The sequence below is a fragment of the Bradyrhizobium zhengyangense genome (assembly GCF_022012435.1).
Classification (GTDB): domain Bacteria; phylum Pseudomonadota; class Alphaproteobacteria; order Rhizobiales; family Xanthobacteraceae; genus Bradyrhizobium; species Bradyrhizobium zhengyangense.
The window spans coordinates 473,565-491,165 of sequence record NZ_JAKLUA010000001.1; the positions used below are offsets into that span (position 1 = coordinate 473,565).

14 protein-coding genes are annotated in these 17,601 nt (G+C 62.8%); 8 read left to right on the forward strand and 6 right to left on the reverse strand.

Translation table 11 applies throughout. The features are described 5' to 3' along the window. Window positions 1-7 precede the first annotated feature (7 nt). The 5 genes from L6637_RS02260 to L6637_RS02280 form a co-directional block, all read right to left on the reverse strand. Complete coding sequence (locus L6637_RS02260) at window positions 8-3,199, reverse strand: efflux RND transporter permease subunit (RefSeq protein ID WP_237868972.1); 3,192 nt, start codon at window positions 3,197-3,199, stop codon at window positions 8-10. Beyond that, on the reverse strand, window positions 3,196-4,623 hold the full coding sequence (locus L6637_RS02265; RefSeq protein ID WP_237868974.1) for an efflux RND transporter periplasmic adaptor subunit: 1,428 nt from the start codon (window positions 4,621-4,623) through the stop codon (window positions 3,196-3,198). The genes L6637_RS02260 and L6637_RS02265 overlap by 4 nt, the downstream gene beginning before the upstream one ends. An 83-nt stretch (window positions 4,624-4,706) precedes the next feature. Continuing rightward, window positions 4,707-5,099, reverse strand: coding sequence for a FixH family protein (locus L6637_RS02270; protein ID WP_211377403.1), 393 nt, complete (start codon window positions 5,097-5,099; stop codon window positions 4,707-4,709). A 97-nt stretch (window positions 5,100-5,196) separates the two neighbouring features. Beyond that, window positions 5,197-5,565, reverse strand: a complete 369-nt coding sequence (locus tag L6637_RS02275) for a hypothetical protein (RefSeq protein WP_237869992.1) — start codon at window positions 5,563-5,565, stop codon at window positions 5,197-5,199. A gap of 102 nt (window positions 5,566-5,667) precedes the next feature. Further along, window positions 5,668-5,943: a metal-sensitive transcriptional regulator gene (locus tag L6637_RS02280; RefSeq protein ID WP_237868976.1), complete on the reverse strand. Its 276-nt coding sequence runs from the start codon at window positions 5,941-5,943 to the stop codon at window positions 5,668-5,670. Window positions 5,944-5,979: 36 nt separating this feature from the next. Here L6637_RS02280 and L6637_RS02285 point away from each other — a divergent pair, with 36 nt between their 5' ends. Then, complete coding sequence (locus L6637_RS02285) at window positions 5,980-8,388, forward strand: heavy metal translocating P-type ATPase (protein ID WP_237868978.1); 2,409 nt, start codon at window positions 5,980-5,982, stop codon at window positions 8,386-8,388. Window positions 8,389-8,466: 78 nt separating this feature from the next. Here the strand turns inward: L6637_RS02285 and L6637_RS02290 are convergent, their stop codons facing one another. Continuing rightward, window positions 8,467-8,724 (reverse strand): hypothetical protein, encoded by a 258-nt coding sequence (locus tag L6637_RS02290; protein WP_237868980.1) that lies wholly within the window; start codon window positions 8,722-8,724, stop codon window positions 8,467-8,469. 245 nt (window positions 8,725-8,969) lie between these two features. Between L6637_RS02290 and L6637_RS02295 the strand changes: the two genes are divergently transcribed. The 7 genes from L6637_RS02295 (at window position 8,970) to L6637_RS02325 (ending at window position 17,598) form a co-directional block, all read left to right on the forward strand. Next, the gene (locus tag L6637_RS02295; RefSeq protein ID WP_237868982.1) at window positions 8,970-9,635 is read left to right on the forward strand and encodes a hypothetical protein; all 666 of its coding nucleotides are present in this window, start codon (window positions 8,970-8,972) and stop codon (window positions 9,633-9,635) included. Window positions 9,636-10,204: 569 nt separating this feature from the next. Next, window positions 10,205-10,801, forward strand: a complete 597-nt coding sequence (locus tag L6637_RS02300; RefSeq protein WP_237868983.1) for a hypothetical protein — start codon at window positions 10,205-10,207, stop codon at window positions 10,799-10,801. A 53-nt stretch (window positions 10,802-10,854) separates the two neighbouring features. After that, window positions 10,855-12,717 carry an AAA family ATPase gene (locus tag L6637_RS02305; RefSeq protein ID WP_237868984.1) on the forward strand — a complete coding sequence of 621 codons (1,863 nt, stop codon included), beginning with the start codon at window positions 10,855-10,857 and terminating at the stop codon, window positions 12,715-12,717. Between the two features lie 109 nt (window positions 12,718-12,826). Beyond that, entirely contained in the window at window positions 12,827-13,690 is an 864-nt protein-coding gene (locus L6637_RS02310) for a tyrosine-type recombinase/integrase (RefSeq protein ID WP_237868985.1), read from the forward strand. Between the two features lie 494 nt (window positions 13,691-14,184). Beyond that, on the forward strand, window positions 14,185-14,415 hold the full coding sequence (locus L6637_RS02315) for a hypothetical protein (protein WP_237868986.1): 231 nt from the start codon (window positions 14,185-14,187) through the stop codon (window positions 14,413-14,415). Continuing rightward, window positions 14,405-15,202, forward strand: coding sequence for a hypothetical protein (locus L6637_RS02320; protein WP_237868987.1), 798 nt, complete (start codon window positions 14,405-14,407; stop codon window positions 15,200-15,202). Before L6637_RS02315 ends, L6637_RS02320 begins: the two co-directional genes overlap by 11 nt. After that, entirely contained in the window at window positions 15,202-17,598 is a 2,397-nt protein-coding gene (locus L6637_RS02325; RefSeq protein ID WP_237868988.1) for an integrase catalytic domain-containing protein, read from the forward strand. Before L6637_RS02320 ends, L6637_RS02325 begins: the two co-directional genes overlap by 1 nt. Window positions 17,599-17,601: the final 3 nt, after the last annotated feature.

Here is a 17,601-nt window from a genome sequence, read left to right on the forward strand (position 1 = left end):
ATCTAGCCTACGCGGCCGCTTGCGGAACGTGCGCCCGTTTCACGGCTTCGTCAGGATGTCCCTCGATGGCGACATCACGTGCGCGCCCCGGCGGAAGGCTCCTGCCCTTCACCAGGCCGAAGATCGCCGGGATGACGATCAAAGTCAGGAGCGTCGAGGAGATCATGCCGCCGATCATCGGCACGGCGATGCGCTGCATGATCTCGGAGCCGGTCCCCGTGCTCCACATGATCGGCAGCAGACCCGCCATGATCGCGACCACGGTCATCATCTTGGGCCGGACGCGTTCGACCGCGCCCACCATGATGGCATCATGGAGATCCAGCCGGGTAAGCGCGCGGCCCTCGGCGCCGCGCCTGGCCTTCACTTCCGCCAGCGCGTGGTCGAGGTAGATCAGCATGACGACGCCGGTCTCGGCGGCGACGCCGGCGAGCGCGATGAATCCGACCGCGACCGCGACGGACAGGTTGAAGCCGAGCCACCACATCATCCAGATGCCTCCGACCAGCGCGAACGGCAGCGACAGCATCACGATCAGGGTCTCGGCGATGGCCCTGAAATTCAGGTACAGCAGCAGGAAGATGATCGTCAGCGTCACCGGCACCACGATCTTCAGCCGTGCGGCGGCCCGCTGCAGATATTCGTACTGTCCGCTCCAGACCACGTAGTAGCCGGCGGGAAACTGGATGCTGTCGTTGACCGCGCGCTGCGCGTCCGCGACGTAGCTTCCGATGTCGCGATCCCGGATGTCGACATAGATGTAGGTCGCAAGCTGCCCGTTCTCGGTCCGGATCGACGTCGGTCCCCTCGCCGGCTCGACCTTCGCCACCTCCCCGAGCGGCACGGCCCCGCCAGCCGGCATCGGCACCAGGATGTCGCTGGCGATGGCCTTCGGGTTGTCGCGAAGGTCGCGCGGATAGCGCATGTTCACGGTGAACCGCTGCCGGCCTTCGACCGTCGTCGTGACCGTCTGGCCGCCGAGCGCCGCCGCGATGGTGTCCTGGACGTCCTGGATCAGGATTCCGTAACGGGCGAGCGCCTCGCGATCCGGCACGATCTCGAGATAGTAGCCGCCGATGCCCCGCTCGGCGTAGGCCGACGAGGTCCCGGGCACTGCCTTGATGACGCGCTCGATCTGCCTGGCCAGCCGGTCGATCTCGACCAGGTCCGTGCCCATCACCTTCACGCCGATCGGCGTGCGGATGCCGGTCGACAGCATGTCGATGCGCGCCTTGATGGGCATGGTCCAGGCGTTCGAGACACCGGGAAACTGCAATGCCTTGTCCATCTCGGCGATCAGGCTATCGACGGTGACGCCCGGGCGCCACTGCTCCTTCGGCTTCAGGTTGACCACGGTTTCGAACATCTCCGTCGGGGCCGGGTCGGTCGCGGTCGCCGCCCGTCCCGCCTTGCCGTAGACCGACGCGACCTCCGGAAAGGATTTGATGATCCTGTCCTGCATCTGCATCAGCTCGGCCGCCTTGGTGACCGAGATGCCCGGCAGCGTCGTCGGCATGTAGAGGAGCGTGCCCTCGTTCAGCGCCGGCATGAACTCGGTGCCGAGCTGACGGGCCGGCCAGATCGAAACGGCCAGGGTCGCCAGCGACGCGAGGATCACCGGCGTCTTGGCCCGCAGCACGCCCCTGATGACGGGCCGGTAGATCCAGATCAGGAAACGGTTGATGAAGTTCCGGCTTTCCGGGACGATTTTGCCGCGGACGAAGATCACCATCAGCGCCGGCACCAGCGTCACCGACAGTAGCGCCGCCGCTGCCATGGAGAACGTCTTGGTGAAGGCGAGCGGGCTGAACAGCCGCCCCTCCTGGGATTCCAGGGTGAAGATCGGCATGAACGAGACCGTGATGATCAGCAGGCTGAAGAACAGCGCAGGGCCGACTTCGGAGGCCGCATCGATCAGGATCTGGACGCGGGACTCGCCGGGCTTGGCCCGCTCGAGGTGCTTGTGGGCGTTCTCGATCATCACGATCGCTGCGTCCACCATGGCGCCGATCGCGATCGCGATCCCGCCGAGGCTCATGATGTTCGAGCCGAGCCCGAGCAGCTTCATGGCGCCGAACGCCATCAGAACGCCGACCGGCAGCATCAGGATGGCGACGAGCGCGCTGCGGACGTGCAGCAGGAAGACCACGCAGACGAGCGCCACGACGATGCTCTCTTCGAGGAGCGTGTGCTTGAGGGTGTCGATGGCGGCGTAGATCAGGTTGGAGCGGTCGTAGACCGGGACGATCTCGACGGATTTCGGCAGGCTGCTCGCGATCTCCTTGAACCGCTTCTTGACGTTCTCGATCACGTCGAGCGCGTTGACCCCGAAGCGCTGCAGCACGATGCCGCTGGCGACCTCGCCCTCGCCGTTCAGTTCCGCGATGCCGCGTCGCTCGTCCGGACCAAGTTCGACGGTGGCCACATCGCGCAGCAGCACCGGCGTGCCGTTGCTGGTCTTCAGCACGATGTTGCCGAGATCGTTGATGCTCTTGATGTAGCCCTTGCCGCGGATGACGTACTCGAACTCGGACAGCTCCACGGTCCGACCGCCGACGTCCGCGTTCGAAGCGCGGATCGCCTCCCGGATCTTCTGCATGCTGATCCCGCGGTCGCGCATCCGCTGCGGATCGAGGACTACGTTGTACTGCTTGACGAAGCCGCCGATGCTGGCGACCTCGGCCACGCCTTCGGCCTTGGCCAGCGCGAATTTCAGATTCCAGTCCTGGATCGTGCGGGTCTCGGCGAGGTTCAGCTCCTTCGATATCACCGCGTATTGGTAGACCCAGCCGACACCGGTCGCGTCGGGCCCGATCGTGGGCGTCACTCCGGCCGGAAGCCGCGAGGTCGCGCTGTTCAGGAACTCCATCACGCGCGAGCGCGCCCAGTAGATGTCGGTGCCGTCCTCGAAGATCACGTAGACGAACGACACCCCGAAGAACGAGAAACCGCGCACCACCTTCGACTTCGGCACCGTCAGCATGGCCGTCGTCAGAGGATAAGTGACCTGGTCCTCGATCACCTGCGGCGCCTGACCGGGGTATTCGGTGTAGACGATCACCTGCGTGTCCGAGAGGTCCGGGATTGCGTCGAGCGGCAGGTGGACCAGCGCGTAGAGCCCGGCGGCAGCCGCGAAGCCGGTGCCGAACAGCACCAGAAGCAGGTTGCGCGCCGACCAGGCGATGATGCGGGAGATCATTTGTGTTCTCCCATGCCGCTGTTGGACGGAGCTTCGGGCTGCGAGGGGCCGGCTTCGGCGAAGCCCTTCAGCGCCGCCTTCAGGTTGCTTTCCGCATCGATCAGGAAGTTGGCGGAAGTGACCACGGCTTCGCCCGCGGCAAGACCGTCCCGCACCTCGACGTAGCCGCCGCCTCTGCGCCCGAGTTTGACTTCACGCGGCTCGAAGCGCCCTTCCCCCTTGTCCACGAGGACGGCCTGGCGGCTGCCGGTGTCGAGCACCGAACTGTCGGGTACCGCGAGGACGGGCGTGGCATCGGCGGTGTCGATGTCGGCATCGACGTACATGTCGGGCAGCAGCGCCGCGTCCGGATTGGCGAGTTCGATGCGGACGCGAACGGTTCGGGTGTCGCGGTTCACCTGCGGATAGATGACGGCGATCTTGCCGGCGAAGGTCCGGCCGGCAAAGCTCCTCGCGCGTACCGTCACGGGCTGACCCACGGCGATGTTGCCGAGATCGCGTTCGGCCACGTCGACCAAGGCCCACACCACCGAGGTGTCGGCGATCCGGAACAGCACGTCGCCGGGATTGGCCCGCATGCCTTCGATCGCGTTGCGTTCGAGCACGATGCCGTCACGCGGCGCCGACCACTGCACGGTCACGGGCGCAACGTGGGACTTCTCCATCTCGGCGATGACTTGTTCGGGGACGTCGAGGTTCGTAAGCCGCTGGCGCGACCCGCGGCCGTACATTTCGACGCCGCCGACCGTTTTGGAGGTGATGGTCGCCAGATATTCCGCCGCGGCGGAAGCGACCGCCGAACTGTAGATCTGCATCAGCGGCTGGCCCGCCTTGACGCGGGTGCCGGTGGTTACGTCGGCGATCTTCTGGACGAAGCTCTCGGCCCGCATGGCGATCACGGACACGCGGCGTTCGTCCAACTGGATCGTGCCGGGCGCCTTCACCGAGACGCGGACCGCGCGCCGTTCGACCGGCTCGGACTTCACGCCTGTGCGCTGAATCTTGCCTGGCGAGAGCTTGACGGTGCCGTCGTCGACGTCGTCGCCTTCATAGACGGGCACGTAGTTCATCCCCATGGGATCCTTCTTCGGCACCGGCGAGGTGTCGGGCAGGCCCATGGGATTCCTGTAGTAGAGGATCTTGCGCGACGAATCCGCCTGTTGCTGCGGCTTCGCCGGCTCCGGGGCGGCCTGTTCGTCGTCGTAGACCGGCAGGAAATCCTGCCCGCGCGCGTCCTTCTTGGGGCCCGCCGACCAGAGGGGCGCGCCGCTCGGATCGCGGAAGTAGAGCGGAGTTCGGTCCGCGGAGGCCGCCGCGGGCGCCTCGGCATGGGCGGACCAACGCTCGCCGCTCGAGTACCAGGTGGCGCCGAGGGCCATGCCGGCCACCAGTGCGAGTGCCGTCAGAAGACGCTGCGTGTTCATGGTGTGCTACCCGCGCGCTCGGGGCGCGCGTCCATGTGAATGAGAGAGAGAAGTTCGGGCGCCGCCGGGCGGCGCCCGAAGGCTCACTTCGTCGCCTTGACGATCACCTTGCCCGTGACGGTGTCGGCCTCGCCCTGCACCTTTGCGGACAGCGTCACCTGGTAGCGGCCGGCCATCGGCAGGTCGGTCTTGAAGGCGTAGACGCCCGGCTCCTTGGACGGCAGCGGCGAGACCGCCGATTCCATCTCGGCCATCCCGTCCGGGGCCATGTCGACGCGGGTCTTGAAGATCACCGCATCCGGAACCGGCTTGCCGGTCTGCTTGTTCGTCAGACGGACGGCGAGCGTGACGTCGTCGCCCTTCTTCATCTCCGGATTGACCGGCTCGAACGTGTAGTCGCCGGCGCCCGCCATGGCGACTGAAGCGGTAAGCGAAAGGGTGGCGGCAAGAGCCGCGGTCGTGAATTTGGAAAGCATTGTCCTGTCCTCATGAATTGATCTCGGCCGTGGCGCCACGGGCGCGCACGTCATCGTCTGCGCGAGCAAGACTGCGCGCGTGCCGGGTTTTGCGAGATCAGATTCGAGGAGGTCGGAAGGGAGGGCTGCCGCCGCGAAAATCGACGACTTGGTCGGAGGGAATGGCGATCTTGCTCGCCGCTACCGCGAAAAAGCCGAATGCGATGGGTCGAACGCCCCCGAGCGCGAGAGCTCCGCCGATGCAGCAGAAACCCATCCCACACTTGTAGCCGTCCTTGTGGGATGTCGTGCCCTTCATGTCGTCCGGACAGCAGTCGTCCATCGACATGTCGCCGCCGCCCGTCATCTGCATGGTCGCGTGCATCTCGTCCGACGACGTCGCGTAGCCGGCGGCGGACGCGCCGAGCGGCAGCATCGCCAGCGAGACGGCGATGGCAAACGCGAGGATGGTACGGACGAGCCGCATCGTGATCGACTTACCTTTCGGGCCGCAACGCGGCTTGAGTAGCATATTCCGGTGCGGGACGCAGTCCTTGATCCCGCTCAAGCATTCGTGACCCTAGCCGGGCTACCTATCCACCCGACCGACGACTTCCATCAGTTCGGCGATCTTGCGGCGCTGATCGGCCTTGTCGCCGCTATGGATCGCGTGTTCCACGCAATGGGCCACGTGATCCTTGAGAATCTCTTCCTCGACCCGGCGGAGCGCGGAACGAACCGCCGAAATCTGAGTGACGATGTCGATGCAGTACCGGTCCTCGTCGACCATCTTCGCGAGCCCGCGAACCTGGCCTTCGATGCGGTTCAGACGTTTCTGACAGGACGCCTTGATGTCGTTCCTCATGGATCGTATATACCCCCCTAGGGTACATTTTGCAAGATGGAGCCGCTGATGGTCGCGCACGACGGTGAGAAGAGCGGGAGCTGCTGCGGGAACTCGCACTCGGGTGCCCACGACCATTCCGGACATGCTCATCATCACGATCATGCCGCCGGGACCGTCTTGGATCCCGTCTGCGGAATGACGGTCGATCCGTCGACGGCTCGCAACAAAATCGAGCACGATGGGAAGACCTTCTACTTCTGCTCGGAGCGATGCCGGACGAAATTCGCCGAGGATCCCGCAAAGTACGCCCACGGCAAGACGAAGCCAGCGACGAATGCCGGCGTTCCGGAAGGCACCATCTACACCTGCCCGATGCATCCGCAGGTCCGGCAGGTCGGGCCGGGCAACTGTCCCATCTGCGGCATGGCGCTCGAGCCGGAGCTCGCCACCGCGGAGACGGGCCCGAACCCCGAATTGATCGACATGACCCGCCGCTTCTGGGTCGGTCTCGCGCTCTCGGTGCCCGTCGTGGCCCTCGAGATGGGCGCTCATCTCGTCGGTGCCCATGGATGGATCGAGCAGTCGCTCTCGAATTGGATTCAGTTCGTCCTGGCCACGCCGGTTGTGCTCTGGGCCGGTTGGCCGTTCTTCGTGCGCGGCTGGCAATCTCTCCTGACCCGCAATCTGAACATGTTCACGCTGATCGCGATGGGCACCGGCGTCGCTTGGATCTACAGCGTCGTCGCAACCGCGCTTCCCGGCGTCTTTCCCGCCACCTTCAGAGGCCATGAGGGCGCGGTTGCCGTGTACTTCGAAGCCGCCGCCGTCATCACCGTGCTCGTCCTGCTCGGCCAGGTTCTCGAGCTGCGGGCGCGCGAGGCCACCTCCGGAGCGATCAAGGCGCTGCTCGACCTCGCTCCGAAGACCGCCCGCCGAATCCGGTCCGACGGCTCCGACGAAGAAGTTCAGATCTCGGTGCTGGAGGTCGGCGACCGGCTGCGTGTCCGCCCCGGCGAGAAGGTGCCTGTCGACGGCGAGATCGCCGAGGGGCGGTCTTCGCTCGACGAGTCGATGGTCACCGGCGAATCCATGCCGGTCAGCAAGGAGGTCGGTGGCAAGGTGATCGCCGGCACGCTGAACCGCTCCGGTGGCTTCGTCATGCGGGCCGAAAAGGTCGGCGCCGACACGATGCTGTCCCAGATCGTGCAGATGGTCGCGCAGGCGCAGCGCTCTCGCGCCCCGATCCAGCGCCTGGCCGACCAGGTCGCGGGCTGGTTCGTTCCGGCCGTCATCGTGGTCGCGATCGCGGCGTTCGCCGCCTGGGCTTTCTACGGTCCCGAGCCGCGTTTCGCGTTCGGCCTCGTCGCCGCCGTCAGCGTCCTCATCATCGCGTGTCCCTGCGCGCTGGGTTTGGCCACTCCGATGTCGATCATGGTCGGCGTCGGCCGCGGCGCTCATATGGGCGTCCTCATCAAGAACGCCGAAGCGCTCGAGCGCATGGAGCGCATCGACACTCTGGTCGTCGACAAGACCGGCACGTTGACCGAAGGCAAGCCGAAGGTCGTCGCCGTGATTCCCGCTGAGGGAATCACCGACGCAGAGGTGCTGCGGCTCGCCGCCAGCGTCGAACGCGCCAGCGAGCATCCGCTCGCCGACGCCATCGTGAACGAAGCCAAGGATCGGGGCATCCAGACGGCCGACGTCCAGGACTTCGATTCGCCCGTCGGCAAGGGCGCGCTCGGAACGGTTGAGGGTAAGAAAGTGCTGCTCGGCAACGCCGCCTTCATGCGCTCGCAAGGGGTGGACACTTCCGCCATGGAATCCGAGGCCGAGCGTCAGCGCGGCGAAGGCGCCACCGTCATCAACATGGCCGTGGACGGCAAGCTCGTCGGCATCCTGGCGATCGCCGACCCCGTGAAGCAGTCGACGCCGGAGGCGCTGCGGGACCTCGCGACGGAAGGCGTCAAGGTGATCATGCTGACTGGCGACAACCGGACCACCGCCCAGGCGGTGGCGCGCCGGCTGGGGATCGCGGACGTGGAAGCCGAGGTTTTGCCCGATCAGAAGAGCGCCGTGGTCGCCAAACTGCAGAAACAAGGGCGGATCGTCGCGATGGCCGGCGACGGCGTCAACGACGCGCCCGCCTTGGCCGCCGCCGAAGTTGGTATCGCGATGGGGACCGGGACGGACGTCGCGATGGAGAGCGCCGGCGTCACCCTGCTCAAGGGCGATCTCACCGGCATCGTTCGCGCCCGGCGGCTGTCGCGGGCGACGATGAGCAACATCCGGCAGAACCTGTTCTTCGCCTTCGCCTACAACGCGGCTGGAATTCCGATCGCGGCCGGCGTGCTCTATCCGACGTTCGGGCTTCTGCTCTCGCCGATCGTGGCCGCAGCGGCGATGGCGCTGTCTTCGGTCAGCGTGGTGGGCAACGCGCTGCGGCTCCGGACGTTGCCGGTCTGAAGGTGCTGCCACTGAGGTACACGTTCGTACAAAACCGCGCTCCGGCCGGCGATCGCCGGTCGCGTTAGTTGAGATCTCTTACTCCCCGCGCGAGATCTTCGCGGTCCCCTGACGAATCTCGTCCTGATGGTTCTCTAGCCATTCTTTAATCGCCTCCTCAGCGAGTTCGTACGAAGGCTGCCCCTTTGCAAGCGCTGCGAGCTTGAGCTGCCGGATCACGCTTGGAAACATATAGATCAAGAGTTGACTTCTCTTGTCCTTTCTCACCCGCGCTTTGGACGCCTTCTTTTTCGGCTCGCGCACGACTTGCTCCTCCGGCGTCAGATAGCTGACCATCTAGGACGCTTTTAACACTGCGCCGAGTCTGGCGGAAGTGCTGATTTTCGGAAAAACCCAAGATATCCACAGCGCCATCCGTTCAGCCGACAGCCGACCTTCTATCTCTAGATAGCTGACTATCTTGACTCCGGAGACGCCACCTGCTTTTCTCTGGCTCGCACGGACCGGGTGAGGCAACGGCAATCCGACGACCTATTGGCGTCTTAGCCAACACGCTTCTCCCGTGAAGTCGGAGACGATTCGTGATGCAGACAGACTCTCAAGTTCGTCGCTATCGATCGATCAACCTTCTTTCGGCGGGCGGCCGAGCCATGCTCGGGTGCGGAAATGAGTCCAGCAGTCGGCGCCTTGCCGTCCAGTTGACACTGGACCCGGGGGTCCGTTCGCTTCGGTTTATCGCCTCCCTTCCCCTCGCCGGCGAGCAAATCGAAGTCGGCATGCTGGTGGCTGAGTACGACGACGGTCTCGTCGCATATGACATCGTGGACGAGCGCGCGCATCGGGACATCGACACCGAGGGGATGCTGCTGATTGCGCTTGATCAGCACGGCATCACGCTGCGAGCGGTGGACACCAATACGATCGGCGCGCATCCCCTCGCCGACCATTGCGAGCGCATCTGGGAACATCGCGCGCTTCAGGTCAACCATAGGCTAGGCGGAAGAATTGAACGTGCTCTTGAGAGCAAACGTCTCACGGTTCGCGAATTGGGAGACGCCGTTGGAGAACGCAACATCGTGCCAATCGTCTGCGCCCTGATCTGCAGACGCGTTCTCTCGGCCGACCTCTCGACCTTTCTCGATCTGGACGCCTGGGTGGTTCGTCGCTCTGATCGCGCGGTCGGAAGTTCCTTGATGAGCCGCAAGACTGCGGGACCGATGAAATTGAAACCGGGAGGTGCGACATGACGACGTGGCAAGGGGCGCTTATCCAGAAGTATCCTACTCTTTTCGTCCGGCCGTTCCGGGGGGTGGCGTTCGCACCGGGATATCCCCGCTGCGCCCCGGGTTGGCAGCACGTCGTCACGCGCCTCGTCGAACGAGTGGCAGCTGCAGCGAACGACGGCTCTGTCTACTTCACGCAGATGGTCTGCGAACACGGTGTATTGCGCACCCATTGGAGTAGTAGGTCCGAAATTCCGCAACAACTGGCTCTCAAAATCGAGGAAGCGATTGGCCTCGCCGAGGCTCGCTCCGCAAGCGCATGCATCGATTGCGGTGCCGAGGGTCGATTGTTCGCCACCGACTTCGTACTCGCACCGCTCTGCAGGCTCCACCAGCGAGGCACGCCCGTACCCATCGTCGCGGGTCGCGACGTCTATCTCCGGCGAGGCGTCGTGAGGCAGCGCCCTGTTCTCGTTTGTTCCCGATACGACTGGGAGTCGGATGCTTTCCTCGATTTGCCGACCTCGGCGGATTCGAGGCCAAAGCGCCTTTCGGATGATTGTGAATTGTAGAGTGCGCAAAGAGGACTGAGCATGGCAATCAGAAAGAATAGCGAGCGCCCGCCCCAAGTGGGTCAGTTCGTATCTGTGAAGTGCGGTGGATCTGTCCCGGTGCGGCATCCCTTGATGAGGGATGCGCTGCTGCAAGCTGCGCTCGACCCGACGGTCCGATCCATCGAGTATCTCCCCGCCATTCCTGCGGCGCCTCCGACATGGGACATCGACGCCATCGTCATCGAACGCGACGATTGCCGCTATTATCTGGACATCGTCGAGGCCAGACCGCGCCGCTCAACAGCTCAGCGTCTCATGATTACGCAGGCGTTGCTCGATCTGGGGCTTCGTCCATTGGTTCGGATGGAGTCAGACGTCATGCGCGAGCCTCGCTGCACCAACGCCCGGGCGGTTTTCGCGCACGCCGGTCGGCCCGTGGACGTCGGGCTGCGCTTGCAGATCCTCGGCGCGCTCACCGAAGACGGTGCGATGCCGCTCGGCGAGCTTCTGCTCCGCCTGCGGAGCCACCGCGATCCGGTCGCCGCTGTGATGTCCCTGGCCTGTAGCGACCTCATCGAACTCGACCTGATCTCGACGCCCCTAGGGCCGCGCACTGTGACGAGGCTGCGCGAGTGAGTTTTCGAGATCTGCGCCCAACCGAAGAAGCTGAAATCCCGGAAAGTCCCGAAATGCCTACGGTCGATAAGCGGTCTCCAATCGATGCGATCCTCGAAGTCGCGTTTGGGAGGGCTTTGAGTCCGGCCCTTGAGCGCTCGCTTTCGGGTGAGGCGGCGCATGCAATCATCGTGATCGTTCCGACAGCGGCATGGGTCGCACCCTGCAAAACGTTCTGGGAACGTCGCTTCGGCAATCGCTGGCATATCCTCGGTCGGGATGGAGCGAGCCGCTCCGAACACAAACCTACGGTGGGAAACCAGACTGTGTCCAAGGCGCTCGCCGCCGGGCAATCGATAGTGGGCATCGCCACCTCGATCGACATTCTGCCATCGACTCTCGCGGTTGGCGCAGATCACACGTTTTACTTGTCGTCTCCGTCTGGCGACGTGCTTCGCCAGATCTTGGAAAAGCATTTCGGACGTCCTGTTGCGACCCCTGTGCCAGCGCAGGTCGGCGCCGGATTGGACATCGACGACCTAGCAGCGGCCTTTCGTCCTCGATCGACATCGCGCCAGATTGTCGCCCGGATGGAGCGAGCCACGAAGCGGCGGATCGGCTCCGAAAGCAACGATCGATTGCCCTTGCTCCAGAGCGCCATCGAATACGGAGACGCTCGCCAATTTTTTTTGGACCTCGCAACCGATCTAAAAGATGGCGTCCCTTTCAGCCAACTGAGCCGTTCCGTGATTCTGTACGGCGAGAGTGGAACTGGTAAGACCACCCTTGCGAAACTAGTCGCGGCGCACTTGAATCTTCCGCTGCTCGCGTTTTCCGTTGCGGATCTTTTCGCCCGGTCCGACGGAGCGCTCGGCGGAGTCGTGCAAGCTACCAACGCGATGTTCGAGATGGCGACATCTCAAAGTTGTGTTTTTCTACTAGATGAACTGGACGCGCTGCCCGATCGAGCCACTATCTCGGATCGAGGAAGGGACTGGTGGCTACCTGTACTGACAAACTTTATGTTGAAGCAGGATCTTGCTTTTGCGCGCTCCGGCAGCGGCCACGGGCATATCGTCGTGTTTGTCGCATGCACGAATTACATCGAACGCATCGATGCCGCACTCATGCGCCCGGGCCGCTACGAAAGGGCAATCGAGGTCCGACGTCCAAATCTCGCCGGCACCATCAATATTCTCGGCCACTATCTGCCTGAGATCGAAGGCGGTGAGCGCGCCGAACTCGGACGGCTGCTTGAGGGATCGACCGGTGCCGAACTGATGATGGTCGCGCGCGACGCCCGGCGCATCGCGCGCCGTGAAGAGCGCGTGCTCCGCGCCGAGGACGTGCGCGCCGCCGCTATGTCCGATGAGGATATTCCACCTGGGCGCTTGCGCCGAATCTGCGTGCATGAGGCAGCGCACGCGATCGGTATCTTGGTCTTACGTTGCGGTACCCTGCGCGGCATCGTAGTCCAAACGCGTGATGGAGCGGCGGGACGGACAATGTCGGTCCACGATGATACCGATCTTCCGACGAAACGTGACCTTGAGGCCCGCGTCGTCGCCACCTTGTGCGGTCGGGCCGCCGAGCGTTTATTGTTGGGAGACATTTCTGTTGGAAGCGGTCTCGATAAGCGAAGCGACATCGCGATCGCGACCAAATTGGTCGCATCACTTCATGCGTCGACGGGCTTGGGAAGCAAACTCACTTATACATCTGATCACAACGACGTGCTCAGGGCTGTTTCGCGTGACAAGTCGCTGCGCCGCCTGGTTGAGGCCGATCTAGTCCGTTTGGAAAAGGAAGCTGAGCGGCTGGTGCGGCGTAATCGAGATGCCATCTTGGCAATCGCCGATGCGCTCGCTTTGGCTAGGTACCTGTCTGGAGAAGCGATAAGCGCGATCTTTGAACACAAGAGCCGTCCGGCATCGTAATTCGACAAATGGAGGCACACATGCGTTGCGAGACTGTAGACATCGTGCGGAGTGACTTCGAACTGGGTGCGGACAGCCATCGTTTTTGGTTCATCCCGCGAGTCTCATAATGTCCAGACAGCAGCAGGCGCCGTTGCCCTTCCATCCGGACAGTAGTTCCTGGCTCGAGGACCTCGCCCGGACCGGCTCCGCCACCTCCACTATCGACTGCTACGCTCGCGACCTGCGGGACGTCGCGGACGCCATCGGGAGTATAGGCGTCGCGGCGATCGATCAGGCTGTGGTCGACCTGGTCGCGGAGCGCTGGCGCGCCGATGGCGCGGCCACCTCCACGATCTACAGACGATTTGCGAGCCTGCGAAGCTTCGGCCGGTTTCTCGTCCAAGAACGATCGGCAGATTGCTCGAAACTCCTGAGCTGCCGACTTCCTGCGTGCGGCAGGGTGCACCGGGAACCGATCGGAAAAGAGTCCATCGAAGTGATCCTCGCTTCTTCCACGCCGGACCGTGAGGATAGTTGGATCCGCATGCGCGATTGCGCGGCGATACAAGTCGCGGCCACCTCGGCTCTAACGACGGCCGAAGTCGTCGGACTGAACCGCAGCGACTTTAATCAGGCTCTCGCCGTCGTGCTGGTCCGTCATTCACATCTCGAAAAGAGGCCAGCGGCGATCTCGCAAGAAGCCGTGTGTCGGCTAAACCAATACCTTGATCACGTTCCGTTCAAGGTCGGCGACAACGATCCCCTGTTTGTCACGATGCGGAGCACGCGTCTTTCGGCACGTTCACTGCAACTGGCTTTCCGCCGATCCAGACGTCTCGCCGGAGTTTCGCGAACTGCCGTCCCGACCTCGCTGCGCAATGCTATCGGCTTCGATCTAGCGCGGTCAGGCGTGGCGCCCGAGGTCGTCGCTAAGGCGCTTGGCATTGGCGTGGCGAGTGCTTTTCGATATTTCGAGACGAGGGACACGTAGCTATCGAACAGCGCGCGTCGTCTCGCGCGCGCGTGCACTAGTCGGAAGCGAGAGTCAATAGCGCAAAATTTGTGGACGCCATCAGGACCGCTCAGATGATTTCCAGCAAGACGACCAAAAAGCGGTCGCGGAAATCCACCGGATTCATTTCGGTAGGATTCCAAAACACACATGCTATCTCAAGAGGATACGCCAGCCGGCGCGAAGGAGAACATCAAGGATATGCCCGAGTAGACGCGCGACCGGAGCGGACTCCGATCGCGCGTAGTTGGAAAGGTCTTCGGCGCCCGCAAAGCAAACCTCAGACCCAAGTCCGCCAATCCCCGGATTGAATCCGGCACTCGTTCGGCAGAACGACCAAGAGATGCTCTTGGCCGACTGAGAATCGCACGTCCGATTCCAAGTCGCAAGAGTCTTCGAAGATCTTTTGCCGGATCGTACCCACGCATCTCCTTTCGGCTGCGTGTCCCGTCTTTCCAGCAAAGAGATCCTACATGCCGCTCATCCACTCTCCTACCTACAAAGCGAAGTCCGAACGCTTCTTCAATAAACTCGAACGCTTCATCGACGATCACGATGGTCGCTTCGGCAAGCCGACCCGCATCTACACCGACGGTTCGACCGAGTTCATCAGCACCCGCTATCTGATAGCGTTTCTGGATCAACTCGAAAAGGCAGAAGCGCGCGCGAAGCATCATTCCGACGAAGGCAGCGATGCCTCGTAGCCGACGAAAGATCGCGCCGGTCTGGGGATTTTTCTGCGAAGGCGTCGAGGTATTTCGCCTGCAGAACAACGATGCCACGCGGCAGGTGATCACCGGCCGGCGCAATCACGTGGTCGGCGGCCACTTCAGCCGGAAGATGGGCTGTCATCTGATTCACGAAGGCGGCTTCGAGGAACGCCTTGTCAGGGCGGCCGACTGCCTGCTGCGCGTGAAGCGTATCTGGGCTCAGCCGGAGACGATCCGGATGAACCTGTTTGCCGACTATCCGAACGAGATCTACACCCCGGACTTCCTGGTCGAGGAGGTCGGAGCGTTCGTACGATACTGCGTCAAGGATGCCGGCTTCGTACGCTACGAAGTCAAGGAGTGGGAAGACCTCAGGCCGCCCAGACCCGCGGATTGGGATGAGGACGGAAAGGCCAAATGGGAGGACGCCAAGCTCCTGCGAGCTCGCCTGCGCCGCGTTCGATCGGCCTACCGAAAAGCCGGCGTTCCTTGGCGCGTTGTCACGGAGCGCGGACTCGCGAAGCGGTGGGGCAAGCCGAACATCATCGACGAGATCATTGCGAACGATCGTTGGGATATCGACCCGGAGGACCTCAACCGGCTCGTCTCCGCATTGATCGACGCTGGCGGGTCGTTGCCGATGTCGACCTGCGAAGCCATCCTGGCCGAGACCATCTTCCCGCGCGGCGTAGTGCTCTCGCGCATCCCCGAAAACATCGTCTCGATCGACACGTTCTCGCCGATCGACGGCGACACGATCGTCCGCAAGGGATACGTCTGATGCTGGATATCGTCACCGAACAGCCCCACACTGCGCTTCCTTATCACGCGACCGAGGGCAAAGACATCGAGCCATCGATCGACTCGATACTGTTCGACGGTCTCGAGGCGGATCAGATAGTCCTGATCGACCATGTTGCGCATAGGTTCCTGCGCAAGATGCCAGATCGGGGTCCCCATCTCTTTCTGAACGTTGATCGCGGCGAAGTCGCCCGTTATTCGACCACCAGACTGTTTGAACTGCTCGATGATGGAAAATACTACCATCCAGGCAGAACGCGGCCCGCGTTCGATGTCTCCAAATCCCTGGACGAGGCCCGCGCGCTGATCGCGAAAGCCTACGGCACGATCAACAAAGGACCGCGCGCGCGGGCGGAGACGAAGTACCGCTATATCGCCGCCTTCGTGAACCGGATGCTCATCGCACCGCCGGGGCAACCGTTCGACCGAAGTCACGGCAACGCCGACCTCATCATCGAGCAGGTCAACGCCGAGATCTTCGTGGAGAACCAGGCCCTGCCGGCCGACAGGAAGATCTTCCAGCCCAACAATTCGAGCCGCTCCTTGCTTCGCTGGGTGAAGAAGGAGTTGGAAACGCAGATGCAGGAACGCGCCTGCGTGCACCTGAACGCGATCAAAGCCCGCAAGCGCAAACTGCCGGACGAGATCTTCAGCATCATCGCGCTGGAGATCAGGAAAATGCTCGACATCTCGTCCAAGTTCGGACCGACCGAGATCCTCATCCGCGTCAACCTCGAGATTTCGAAGCGGAATGCGCCTCTACTAGGCAGAAATAGAGAGGCCGAAGCGCGGAACGCCGCGAACGAGGAGCGCATCGCGAACGGAGAGGTCGAGAAGGAGCCACTCGAACTGCCCCTTCCCGAAGCCAAACTGACGACGATCCAAAACGAGTTCCGTCGCTACAACGCGTGGATCAGGCTCGCGAAAGACAAAGGCAAACAAGCGGCGGACCTCGAGTTCGGCGGCTCGGGCAAATTCGAACGGCCGACCCGCATCTTGGACATCGCCGAAATCGACCACCACAAGTTCGATTTTATCGGCATTCTCGGAGAGACGCCTTTCGGCAAGGCTTGGTCGGCCGCGGCGATTCCTCGATTTTGGGTCTGCGTCATCCTCGATACCCATTCGGGCTATCCGCTCGGTCTGTTTCCGTCCTTCGAGCCAGGCGGCCTTTATCCCGCACTGATGGCCTTGGACAACGCCATCAAGCCGAAGCACTGGCTGGCGAAGCGATTTCCTCAAATCAGAGGTTCATGGCTCGCTTACGGCAAGCCGAGAAAGATCAGATACGACAACGCGAAGGAGTTTGTCAGCGAACAGATGCGTAGGGCTCTGGCGCGTGTCCAAATCGGTTTCGAGCACGCCGTTCCCCATCGACCCGACACGAAGCCGTTCATCGAGCGCTGGTTCGGAACTTTAGAATCCGACTTCATCGATTGGCTGAAGGGATCGACCGGATCGAGCCCGCAGCACCGGGGCGCCCGACGGCCCAAGCTGGAAGCCATCATCACCATCGACGATTTCATCATGTTGCTCCACATGTGGATGATCGAGGTCTATGCGCGCCGGAAGCAGCGCGGAATGGACTATGACACGCCCGAAGAACGCTGGCTCGCCGGCGCAACGTCTCCCTCCCACCGGCCCCAGGTCATGACCAAGGAGGAGACGGAAAAGTGGGATCTGATTCCCTCGCTCGAAGTCGATGCGAAAGCCGATCGGAACGGCATTCAACGCGACAACATCGTCTACCAGTCCAAGCAACTGCAGGCCATGAGGGCGCGGTCCGGCTGCTTCGGACCGAGAGAGCAGGCGCCGACGCCTCTCAGGATGCGCATCCCTCTCCTCGACGTCGGCCGGGCTATCGTCTCCGACCCGACCGCCCTCGACCACGGGAACGAGCATCTTCCGAAGGAATTCGAGGTGGAATCTACGGATGAGAGGGCGCACGGCCTCAACCGCTTTCAGTGGCAAATGCATCGTAAGTTTATCATGGGAAAAAATCACCTCCCGACGGTCCACGCCTCTCACAAGGAAGGGTTCAATCATCTGTTCGATACCGCTTTGGAGACGATGGGTATGGTGCCCTCCGACCAAAAGCCGCCGAAGATTTCCGATCTGCCGGATGCCCGTCTTCCGCGCTTGGCCGGAGTGCTGGCCTATGGCGCCGAGCGGCCGGCGCTGGCTCGCACGGAAGAATTGATCCAAAAATTCGGGACGTTCGAGCCGCATTCAGTCGATTCGGTCCTTGCTGGCGCACCGATAGCGTCGTCCCCCTCGACGATCGTTAACGGAGAGACAGCTACCGTATCGCCCTCGCCGGCGCCCAAACCGCGAAACAAACTGAGGTTTCCGGTCGACGAAGTGCGGAGCGACTAGGAT

Coding starts and splice junctions, on each gene's coding strand:
- L6637_RS02260 (WP_237868972.1), bottom strand. CDS start 3,199: ATGATCTCCCGCATCATCGCCTGGTCGGCGCGCAACCTGCTTCTGGTG.
- L6637_RS02265 (WP_237868974.1), bottom strand. CDS start 4,623: ATGAACACGCAGCGTCTTCTGACGGCACTCGCACTGGTGGCCGGCATG.
- L6637_RS02270 (WP_211377403.1), bottom strand. CDS start 5,099: ATGCTTTCCAAATTCACGACCGCGGCTCTTGCCGCCACCCTTTCGCTT.
- L6637_RS02275 (WP_237869992.1), bottom strand. CDS start 5,565: ATGCGGCTCGTCCGTACCATCCTCGCGTTTGCCATCGCCGTCTCGCTG.
- L6637_RS02280 (WP_237868976.1), bottom strand. CDS start 5,943: ATGAGGAACGACATCAAGGCGTCCTGTCAGAAACGTCTGAACCGCATC.
- L6637_RS02285 (WP_237868978.1), top strand. CDS start 5,980: ATGGAGCCGCTGATGGTCGCGCACGACGGTGAGAAGAGCGGGAGCTGC.
- L6637_RS02290 (WP_237868980.1), bottom strand. CDS start 8,724: ATGGTCAGCTATCTGACGCCGGAGGAGCAAGTCGTGCGCGAGCCGAAA.
- L6637_RS02300 (WP_237868983.1), top strand. CDS start 10,205: ATGGCAATCAGAAAGAATAGCGAGCGCCCGCCCCAAGTGGGTCAGTTC.
- L6637_RS02305 (WP_237868984.1), top strand. CDS start 10,855: ATGCCTACGGTCGATAAGCGGTCTCCAATCGATGCGATCCTCGAAGTC.
- L6637_RS02310 (WP_237868985.1), top strand. CDS start 12,827: ATGTCCAGACAGCAGCAGGCGCCGTTGCCCTTCCATCCGGACAGTAGT.
- L6637_RS02315 (WP_237868986.1), top strand. CDS start 14,185: ATGCCGCTCATCCACTCTCCTACCTACAAAGCGAAGTCCGAACGCTTC.
- L6637_RS02320 (WP_237868987.1), top strand. CDS start 14,405: ATGCCTCGTAGCCGACGAAAGATCGCGCCGGTCTGGGGATTTTTCTGC.
- L6637_RS02325 (WP_237868988.1), top strand. CDS start 15,202: ATGCTGGATATCGTCACCGAACAGCCCCACACTGCGCTTCCTTATCAC.